4 protein-coding genes are annotated in these 4,719 nt (G+C 71.1%); 2 read left to right on the top strand and 2 right to left on the bottom strand.

Annotation, left to right across the window (positions count from 1 at the left end):
- Window positions 1–6: 6 nt before the first annotated feature.
- Window positions 7–594, bottom strand: a complete 588-nt coding sequence (leuD, locus tag KME77_RS27655) for a 3-isopropylmalate dehydratase small subunit (RefSeq protein ID WP_219471877.1) — start codon at window positions 592–594, stop codon at window positions 7–9.
- Window positions 595–602: 8 nt separating this feature from the next.
- Window positions 603–1,988, bottom strand: coding sequence for a 3-isopropylmalate dehydratase large subunit (gene leuC, locus KME77_RS27650; protein WP_219471876.1), 1,386 nt, complete (start codon window positions 1,986–1,988; stop codon window positions 603–605).
- Between the two features lie 194 nt (window positions 1,989–2,182).
- Here leuC and KME77_RS27645 point away from each other — a divergent pair, with 194 nt between their 5' ends.
- Window positions 2,183–2,899: an IclR family transcriptional regulator gene (locus KME77_RS27645; RefSeq protein ID WP_214636939.1), complete on the top strand. Its 717-nt coding sequence runs from the start codon at window positions 2,183–2,185 to the stop codon at window positions 2,897–2,899.
- 58 nt (window positions 2,900–2,957) lie between these two features.
- Window positions 2,958–4,670, top strand: a complete 1,713-nt coding sequence (locus tag KME77_RS27640; RefSeq protein WP_219471875.1) for a hypothetical protein — start codon at window positions 2,958–2,960, stop codon at window positions 4,668–4,670.
- Window positions 4,671–4,719: the final 49 nt, after the last annotated feature.

The following is a 4,719-nucleotide window of genomic DNA, read 5'->3' as shown; positions in this document are numbered from 1 at the left end:
CCCCCTCTAGACGGTCGTCGGCAGCCATGGCTGCCGACCATTCTCGTACGCCGCCACATCCTCGGCGTGACGCAGGGTCAGTCCGATGTCGTCGAGGCCCTCCATGAGGCGCCAGCGCGTGTAGTCGTCGATCTCGAAGGCGACGCTCTCACCGGCCCAGCGGACCTGGCGTCCGTCGAGGTCGACGGTCACCTCCAGCTTCGGGTCCGCCTCGACGGCGGCCTGGAGCGCCTCGACCTTGTCGTCCGGCAGGATGACCGGCAGCAGGCCCATCTTGGTGGAGTTGTTGCGGAAGATGTCGCCGAACCTGGCCGCGATCACGACGCGGAACCCGTACTGCTGCAACGCCCACACGGCGTGCTCGCGCGAGGAGCCGGTGCCGAAGTCGGGGCCGGAGACCAGGACGGTGGCGCCCTCGTACGACGGGTCGTTGAGCACGAACGCCGGGTCCTCGCGCCAGGCGGAGAACAGGCCCTTCTCGAAGCCGGTCCGGCTGACCTGCTTGAGCCAGACGGCCGGGATGATCTGGTCGGTGTCGACGTTGCTGCGGCGCAGCGGCACCGCCGTACCGGTGTGGGTGGTGAACTTGTCCATCTTCGCTCCTAGAGGTCGGCGGGGGCGGTCAGGCGGCCGGTGACCGCGGTCGCGGCGGCGACCTGCGGCGACACCAGATGGGTGCGGCCACCCTTGCCCTGGCGGCCCTCGAAGTTGCGGTTGGAGGTGGAGGCGCTGCGCTCGCCCGGCTGGAGCGTGTCGGGGTTCATGCCCAGGCACATCGAGCAGCCCGCCTCGCGCCACTCGGCGCCGGCGGCCTTGAAGACCTCGTGCAGGCCCTCCTGCTCGGCCTGGTGCTTGACCAGCATCGAGCCGGGGACGATCAGCGTGCGGGTGATGACCTGACGGCCGCGCAGGATCTCGGCGGCCGAGCGCAGGTCCTCGATGCGGCCGTTGGTGCACGAGCCGACGAACACCGTGTCGACCTGGATCTCGCGCAGCGGCGTGCCCGCGGTCAGCCCCATGTACTCCAGCGCGCGCTCGGCGGCCGAGCGGGCGACCGGGTCCGTGTAGTCCTCGGGGCTGGGCACCGCGGCGTCCAGCGGCAGGCCCTGGCCGGGGTTGGTGCCCCAGGTGACGTAAGGGGTCAGCGTCGAGGCGTCGATCTCGACGACCTTGTCGAACACGGCGTCGTCGTCGGTGCGCAGCGACTTCCAGTACGCGACCGCCTGGTCCCACGCCTCGCCCTCCGGCGCGTGCCGGCGGCCCTTGAGGTAGTCGAACGTGGTCTCGTCCGGGGCGATCATGCCCGCGCGGGCGCCGGCCTCGATCGACATGTTGCACACCGTCATGCGGCCCTCCATGGAGAGCTTGCGCACGGCCTCGCCGCGGTACTCGACGATGTAGCCCTGGCCGCCGCCGGTGCCGATCTTGGCGATGATGGCCAGGATCAGGTCCTTCGCCGTGACGCCGACGGGCAGCTCGCCCGAGACCTCGATGGCCATCGTCTTCGGCCGGTAGGCGGGCAGCGTCTGCGTGGCCAGCACATGCTCGACCTCGGAGGTGCCGATGCCGAACGCGATGCCGCCGAACGCGCCGTGCGTGGAGGTGTGGCTGTCGCCGCACACGATCGTCATGCCCGGCTGGGTCAGGCCGAACTGCGGGCCGATGATGTGCACCACGCCCTGGCCGGCGTCGCCCATCGGGTGCAGCCGGACGCCGAACTCGGCGGCGTTCTTGCGGAGCGTCTCGACCTGGGTCTTGGAGACCGGGTCGGTGATCGGGCCGAGCACGGTCGGCACGTTGTGGTCCTCGGTGGCGATGGTGAGATCGGGCCTGCGCACCTTCCGACCGGCGAGACGCAGGCCGTCGAACGCCTGCGGGCTGGTCACCTCGTGGATGAGGTGCAGGTCGATGTAGAGAAGGTCAGGTTCGCCGTCGGCTCGGCGCACGACGTGCTGCTCCCAGACTTTCTCCGCCAGAGTGCGGCCCATTCTCCATCTCCTCTTGTCTGACTGCGACGCTCCGCATCGCGGCTCGGTCGCTGTGACCCGGTCTCTTCCTTCGTCACTCCGGTCGCTGCGCTCCCTGCGTTCCTCATCCAGAGACCGGCGCTCCCTCGCGGGAGACTTGTCGCCGAATCTGCCCTGACTTGCGATCCCATATGTCGAGACGGCAGTATCGGTGTATGGACAACTCTAGCGGAGTCGGAGTACTGGACAAGGCCGTTCTGGTACTCAACGCTCTCGAAGCCGGTCCCGCGTCGCTGGCCCAGCTGGTCCAGGCCACCGGCCTGGCCAGACCCACGGCCCACCGGCTCGCCGTCGCATTGGAGCACCACCGCATCGTGACGCGTGACACGCAGGGCAGGTTCGTGCTCGGCCCGCGGCTCTCGGAGTTGTCCACGGCGGCGGGTGAGGACCGGTTGCTGGCGGTGGCCGCGCCCGTTCTGATGCAGTTGCGCGACCTGACCGGGGAGAGCGCGCAGCTCTACCGGCGTCAAGGTGACGAGCGGGTGTGCGTGGCGGCGGCCGAACGGGCCAGTGGCCTGCGTGACACCGTGCCCGTGGGCTCCGCGTTGCCGATGACGGCGGGGTCGGCGGCGCAGATCCTGCTGGCGTGGGAGGAGCCCGACCGGCTGCACCGGGGGCTGCGCGGCGCGAAGTTCACCGCCGCCACGCTGGCGTCGGTGCGGCGCAGGGGCTGGGCGCACAGCGTGGGCGAGCGCGAGCAGGGGGTGGCCAGCGTGTCCGCGCCGATAAGGGGCAGTGGCGGCAAGGTGATTGCGGCGGTCTCCGTCTCCGGCCCCATCGAACGGCTCACCAGAGCGCCCGGCCGCCTGCACGCCGTGCCCGTCATGGCGGCGGCCGAGCGGATCACCGAGGCGATGCGTCGCACGTCATGATCAGCAAAAGCCCTGATTTGGGGAGCCGAGTGCCTCGTGGGCGCACTAGCCTGAGTGCGTGACAGATCGCATCGAGGTAGCCGCCACTGAGCTGCGACCCCTGCTCGAAGAGTTCATCATCTGGGCGCGGACCAACGCGCCCGAGAGCGACCCCGAGCTCGTGGGGCCCGCGGCGCTGTGGCACCGCCTCGCCTTCTCTCAGGATCTCGGCGTGTGGAAGCGCGCCGACCTGCGTAACCTGCTGCTCGACCGCATGCCGAAGGTCGTGGAGGACCCCGACGCCGCCGCTGACGGGATGCTCCCGGCCCTCGACGCGTACCTGACGTTCCTCTCCCAGACCGGACGGCTCACCGAGGGCTCCGACTCCCTCTCCGACCTGCAGGCCGAGCTCGACGACGTGGAGGACGACTTCGTCGAGCTGATGGAGGACCTCATCGACGACACCGACGGTGACGACGACGAGGAGGAGGTCGGCGACCTGGGCGACTTCGAGCCGTTCGCCGACGCGCTCGCCGACCTCGACACGATCAGGCTGCGCCCCGACTCCGAGCTGGCCGCCGCGGCCCGTGAGGTGCCGCTGATCGCCCAGGCGCGCGATCTGGCCCTGTGGGTCGGCTCCGGCCGCCGGGTGGGCGAGGACACCCTGCTGTCCGACGACGAGGTGGCCGAGGCCCTGACCGCCGTCGGGCTGTCCAGGCCGGAGACCGACGGCTCGCTCGCCGAGGCCGTCCCCCAGCTCTGGAACGTGTGGAACCTGGCCGTCGACCTGGAGTTCCTGGAGCCCGGCGAGGCCAACACGGTCGCCGTGCAGGACGACACGTCGGAGTGGCCGTTCGACGACGACGAGGACGTGCTCGACGCCTGGATGCTCGGTCTCCACTCGGTCGACTACGGCGACCCCGAGCTGGCCGACGAGGACCTCACGATGGCCCTGGCGGGCCTGACCCGTGGCGTGCTCGTCCGGCTGCTGCTGGCCGGCGGCTCGCGTGACCTCGACGAGCTGGGCCAGGAGCTGGCGGAGGCGGCGGCCGAGCTCGACGAGCTGGGCGCCGACGCGTGGGAGGCGGCCGGCGACCCGCTCACCGGCGCGGTCCAGTGGCTGGCCGGGTACGGCATGGTGTCCGTCGCGGACCGGACGGTCTCGCTCACCCCGCTCGGCACCGAGGGCATCGTCCACCTGGTGGACGACTCCGACATCGAGGTGGACGCCCGGCCCGCCATCGAGTCGATGAGCGCCCACGAGCTGCTCGCGCTCAGCGCCGAGCTGCCCGAGGAGGAGGCCGACGCCGAGTTCGCCGACTGGATGCGGCTGCGCGAGCCGGCGAAGGCGGCCGAGGAGCTGCTGGAGGCCGCCGCCGAGGACGAGTCGGACGCGCTGATCCGCGTCCAGGCGGCCAGCGTGGTCGGCACGCTCGGGGAGGCGGCGATCCCGGCCTGGCAGGCCGCGCTCAAGCAGTCGTCACTGCGCCCGTACGCGGCCACGCACCTGAGCCAGCTCGGCGTGGAGGGGGCTCCCGAGCCCACGCAGGACGACACGCACTGGCTGATCCTGGACATGTGGACGATCTCGGCGGGGCTGGGGCGGTCGGAGTTCATCGGCAGCCTGCGCGACATCGGCCCCGAGCTGCTGAACAGCCTGCTGGAAGTGATCTGGAAGATCCCGCACTCCCATGTGGAGGAGCTGCTGGACCTGATCTCGCAGGTGCACCCGGACAAGCAGGTCGCCAAGGCGGCCCGCCGGGCGCTGTTCAAGGCGCGCTCGCACTCGTAGGCCGTCCGCCGCTTCTCGTGCCGTCGGGCGCCGCTCTCCGGGGCGGCGC

The sequence above is a fragment of the Nonomuraea rhizosphaerae genome (assembly GCF_019396405.1).
GTDB classification, from domain to species: Bacteria; Actinomycetota; Actinomycetes; order Streptosporangiales; family Streptosporangiaceae; genus Nonomuraea; species Nonomuraea rhizosphaerae.
This window is presented reverse-complemented; position numbering and strand designations above follow the sequence as displayed.

Bases quoted from the DNA above. Each gene is read 5' to 3' on its own strand.
- leuD (WP_219471877.1), bottom strand. From the start codon at position 594: ATGGACAAGTTCACCACCCACACCGGTACGGCGGTGCCGCTGCGCCGC.
- leuC (WP_219471876.1), bottom strand. From the start codon at position 1,988: ATGGGCCGCACTCTGGCGGAGAAAGTCTGGGAGCAGCACGTCGTGCGC.
- KME77_RS27645 (WP_214636939.1), top strand. From the start codon at position 2,183: ATGGACAACTCTAGCGGAGTCGGAGTACTGGACAAGGCCGTTCTGGTA.